This window comes from Bradyrhizobium sp. URHD0069 (assembly GCF_000701345.1).
Classification (GTDB): Bacteria; Pseudomonadota; Alphaproteobacteria; order Rhizobiales; family Xanthobacteraceae; genus Bradyrhizobium.
Window position 1 is genome coordinate 1 of the sequence record NZ_JNIJ01000102.1, and the last position, 4,808, is coordinate 4,808.

The window sequence follows — 4,808 nt, forward strand, 5'->3', positions numbered from 1 at the left end:
TGACGGCACCGAGTTCCGCTGGACCAGGGAAACCGCAGCAGCATGAGGGGCACATAAGATCAGTGCGATAGGAGGACACCCGAGATCCACCGGGCAGTGGAAGGATGTCCCTCGCGGGACGATGGATGAGGTGAGTTCGCATGTCCGCTTGGACCTGCCGTTATCTGACGGCAAGGCCGACTAAAAGATTGTTCCGCCTCGTCTTCGAATCCCATGATGGAAGGGCCTGGTGCCGATTCCGAAGAGAAGCACGAGCCCGCGAGCGACATCGACACTGCAGTGGCGGATAGTCTGAAAGCGCTTGACCCCAAATGGCCGATTAGAGAAGCGGACATTGCTCAATGCAGTCGGTATGTCTCAAAGGTGCCAGGAGCTGACGTTCGTGTCCCGCGTGGGTTGGCGGCCCCGACCGACAATCTCGTTGATCCCACGGTCAGCTCAGGCCTAGACTGGCCAAGCTGAGCTATCCATGTCGTTCCAGGAGGATTCCATGAAGGTAGTTTCGCGATTCCTGCTCGCCGTGACCGTCCTCGCACTCGCCGCCGGCGACGGCTATGCGCAGGACGGTGGCATGAAGAAGTGGTCAAAAGGAAAAGGGTGGGGCTGGGTCTGGGGGCCTCAGGACGAGGTCGGAAACCTCAACGAGATGACCGATGCATCACGTTTGGCCGCCTTGAAGCTCGTGACACAGGGTAGGGTCTACGATCTCGGCCTTCCGTACGACCGCTATTCATACAAATGGCCCGGCCACAGCCCGGGAGAAATCATCAGCTTCCGGTCGCCCGCGGGCGTGAGGAGCCAGAAGGATCTGGCGTTCACCACGCCGGAGGGCGGCAATACGGGCATCACCGCTTGGCATAGCAACGCGATCTTCATGAACGACAACGTGGCTACCCAGATTGATGGGCTCGGCCACATCACGCATGGACCGAAGAACGAGTTTTACAACGGTTTCACGTCCGACGAGTGGGGCGGCGACTTCGGCCTTCGCAAGGCCGACGTGACGACGATCCCGCCGATCGTCGCGCGGGGCGTCTTGGTCGACGTTGCGGGCTTCAAGAACGTGGAGGCCCTTCCGTCCTCCTATGAAATCACTGTCGCGGACATCGAGGGCGCGTTGAGGGCGCAGAACGTCGACGTCACCCCAGGCACAATCGTTTTGCTGCGGACGGGAACCGCCCGCTACTGGGGCGAGAACGGCCGCGACCACGCCAAGATCGGCCAGCACGACTCGGCAGGCATCGGCCTGACAGCCGCGAAGTGGCTCGTCGAGGAGAAGGGCGCGCTTATGCTCGGTTCCGATACGTCCGGGCTCGAATATGTGCCGCCGAAGCCGGCCGACTCTCAGGCCGTTGGCGGCAGCTTTAACCCGGTCCATGTCTATCTGCTCGTCCAGCAGGGCGTCCACATCCTGGAGTTCAATAACCTCGAGCGGCTCGCCGCCGATCGTGTCTACGAGTTCGCCTATATCCTGACCACAAACGCCATCCGCGGTACCGTGGCCGGCACGGCGCTGCGGCCGCTCGCCCTCCGTTAATCGAACGTAGCGCTGATTGGCGACCGAGAACGGTCACGGTACCCAATCTGCCCGCCGGCCACCGCAAGGTGCCATCAGGAAGTGGCTCCGTGTCGAAAACATCGAGACCTGCTCCAGCGATCTCGCCGGATGCGAGAGCGGCGCACGGGGTAGCTTCGTCGCTTGATGAGTATCGTCACCGCGTAGATGCCGCCCACCAACAGCCCGTCGAGAATGGCCTGGAGGACGAAGAAGATGGGTTCGTCAGCGGGTCATGACTGCCATCTCGCCGCGCTCTTGGCGATGTCCTTTGGCCACACCGAGACGAGTTCCTTATTGCGCCACTGCACCATTAGCGGGACCGACAGTTTATTTAGCCCGGTCTGATCGAACTCTACCGCGTCGCCCGGCATGGCTTTGGTCCAGCCGCCGGTGAATTTCGTACTGCGAAGTGCTGCGACGACATCTTGCGCCTTCGCCGACTTTGCCTTTCCGATCGCCTGCACCAGCACGTCGAGGCAAACCGCGTGCTCGAGCGCCTCATGCACCATGAAATAGCCAAAGCGTTTGCGAAAGCGTTCGGTCAGCTCCGGCGCGAGATCGTAATTGGCCGGCGCGATCGACAGCACGTTCTCCGCGAACTCGCCAAGACCCTTCTCGAAATCCGGAATTACATAACCGGCCGCCCCGCCGATGGCAGGAATGGTGATGCGCTGTTGCCGCATAGTGCGGATGATCAGAAGGCTGTCGTTCAGATACGACACCGGAAACACCGCCTGGGCGCCGGAAGTGCGCAGTTTGTTGACCAGCGGCGTCGCGTCGGCAATGCCAAGCGGATAGGCGTCGTCCATTACGATCTCGATGTTCGCCGCCTTGGCGCCAGCACGCAGACCACCGGCCTGCGCCGTACCGTAAGCCGTGTCTTCGTACATTATGGCAATCTTGTCGATCTTGGCGCCCGCGGCTTGGGCGATCGCCGCGGTATAGTCGAACTGTGCCCTGCCGATGACGGATGCCTTCGCCACCACCTGGAAGATATTTTTGTAACCGCGGCCAGTGATTTGATCGGCAAACGACATGGTCAGCAGCGGAACGTCTTGCCGCTCGGCAACGTCCGAGATCGCGATGGTCAGTGACGAGGCGAATGCGCCGAGAATGGCGACGACATCGTTTTGCGTGATCAGCCGTTGCGCGACGGTGCCCGCGGTCGTCGGTGTCGAAGTGGAATCCGCGACGATCAGATTGATCTTTACGCCTCCGAGCTCCTTGATTCCGCCCGCCGCATTGATCTCGTCAGCGACGAGCTCGATGCCATTGCGCGAGTTGATGCCGAACTGGGCGTTCGCTCCGGACAGAGACACAATTACGCCAACGTTAACCGGCGATGTTGCCGCGAGCGCCGAGGAAAAAACACTTGGCATCGCCAACAGCGATACCGAACCGGCAACTAAGGTCCGCCGGTTCAATCCTTCGACCTGGAATCGGACGTTCTCTGACATTCGTCCCTCCCGATTTTTGTTTTCGCTATTTCGGACACAGTGGGCTTCGTCAGTCAAGCTTCCCTATGTCCGAAATGGGTCAACCTCGTCATTCTGACCATGCGCTGGTCACTTCCGGTCTACCCCGACAAACGGATATTCTTACGGTTCGGCGGCATGTCTCAAAGGTGCCAGTTGCTGACTCGTGCGGTGCACATGGCTCTCAGTTCGTGCCTTCCGCCGGTCGTGCAACTGATGTAGCCTGATCGCGAGCTGCCGAGCGGGACGTGCCGAAGTCCCTTTTATCTTAGCCGCAGCGCTCATGCCGTCGGCAGGCGCGCATCGAAATCAAACCGACGTCTAAGTGTGCGGGCTCCCGTGCGGCTCCGCAGGGGCTCCGCATGGCAGCAGTTTGGGGAGGCCCCAATGAAAGTTCCACGCCGTCAATTCCTGCATCTCGCAGCGGCCGCTGCCACGCTTCCGGCATTATCCCGGTTCGCCAGCGCGCAGAGCTACCCGACGCGACCGGTGCACCTGCTAAGGCTTTGGCGCCGGCGGAGCACCTGACATCGTCGCGCGATTGATCGGTCAATCGCTGTCGGAGCGACTTGGACAGTCATTTGTCGTCGAGAACCGCAGTGGCGCTACCAGCAACATCGCCACTGAGGCGGTCGTGCGGGCATCCCCGGACGGCTACACGCTGCTGTTGGCTACTACAGCAAATGCGATAAATGCGACCATGCTCAAGCTCAACTTCGACTTCATCCGTGATATCGCGCCGACCGCAGGTATCGTTCGTGTGCCCTTGGTCATGGAGGTCCACCCATCGGTTCCCGCCAAGACCGTCGCGGAGTTCATCGCCCACGCGAAGGCTAATCCCGGCAAGGTCAATATGGCGTCAGCCGGGACCGAATCTACGACCCATTTGGCCGGCGAAATGTTCAAAACGATGGCCGGCGTCGATCTCTTTCACGTGCCTTATCGGGGCGCGCAGGTATTTCCTGCCCTTCTCACCGGCGAAGCGCAGGTCTACTTTGGCCCGCTACTCTCATCGATCGAATATGTCAGGGCCGGCAATTTCCGCGCCTTGGCGGTAACGACGGTGGCGCGCTCGCCAATATTGCCGGACGTTCCAGCTCTGGGCGAAAACCTTGCCCGGTTACGAGGCAAGTGTATGGTTCGGCATCGGTGGTCCAAAGCGCACGCCGGAAGAAGTCGTCGAAAAGCTGAACAAGGAAGTCAACGTCAGCATCGCCGATCCGAAACTCCAAGCGAGGCTTGCCCATCTGGGCGGCACGGCTCTTGGCGGGTCGCCCGCCGACTTCGCCAAACTGATCTCCGACGAGGTCAAGAAGTGGAGCAAGGTGATTCTGGCGACCAATATGAAACGGGAATGACCAGCAGGGAGCTGCCGCACTTCGGGATTTCGGCCGGCCGATGTCGGCTCAGGGTCATTCGCGCCGTTCCGACCGTCGGCCGACCACTTCCGATCGACCCCGACAACCGGACATCCTGTTGGAATGTCCCAAACGTGCCATGTGTGGACGGCTCCGAGTTGGCAAGAGAAATCTTCACGTCGCAGGCTTGGTCGGTGCTGCCATGTGTTCGGCCTGTAGATGCGGTTCACATGACCGCTGGCCATAATGCCCTCCGCGGATCAGGTCCCGGTCAACAACACGCATTCGACGATGCGATGGCACAAGTGGGTTGTCCTGATCGCCGGATCGACCGGCTCTGCATTACGTGCTGTTCGCCCTCCCAACCTTCACCTCACGCCGATTGACCGGCGCGATCTCGTTTACGCCGCCAGCGCG

Annotated in this window: 2 protein-coding genes and 2 pseudogenes; 2 read left to right on the forward strand and 2 right to left on the reverse strand. The window is 60.6% G+C overall.

Annotated features, from left to right (window positions below):
• Window positions 1-490: 490 nt before the first annotated feature.
• Entirely contained in the window at window positions 491-1,537 is a 1,047-nt protein-coding gene (locus N554_RS0130165) for a cyclase family protein (RefSeq protein WP_029586851.1), read from the forward strand.
• Here the strand turns inward: N554_RS0130165 and N554_RS43255 are convergent.
• Together N554_RS43255 and N554_RS0130170 are read right to left on the reverse strand one after the other, a co-directional pair.
• Window positions 1,419-1,685: pseudogene (locus N554_RS43255) on the reverse strand (hypothetical protein); the annotation flags it as partial. The gene N554_RS0130165 and the pseudogene N554_RS43255 sit on opposite strands and share 119 nt — an antisense overlap.
• Window positions 1,686-1,788: 103 nt before the next feature.
• Entirely contained in the window at window positions 1,789-3,015 is a 1,227-nt protein-coding gene (locus N554_RS0130170; protein ID WP_029586852.1) for an ABC transporter substrate-binding protein, read from the reverse strand.
• Between the two features lie 405 nt (window positions 3,016-3,420).
• Here N554_RS0130170 and N554_RS36745 point away from each other — a divergent pair.
• Window positions 3,421-4,391, forward strand: a pseudogene (locus N554_RS36745) (tripartite tricarboxylate transporter substrate binding protein).
• The last annotated feature ends 417 nt before the right edge of the window (window positions 4,392-4,808 follow it).

Bases quoted from the DNA above. Each gene is read 5' to 3' on its own strand.
- N554_RS0130165 (WP_029586851.1), top strand. From the start codon at position 491: ATGAAGGTAGTTTCGCGATTCCTGCTCGCCGTGACCGTCCTCGCACTC.
- N554_RS0130170 (WP_029586852.1), bottom strand. From the start codon at position 3,015: ATGTCAGAGAACGTCCGATTCCAGGTCGAAGGATTGAACCGGCGGACC.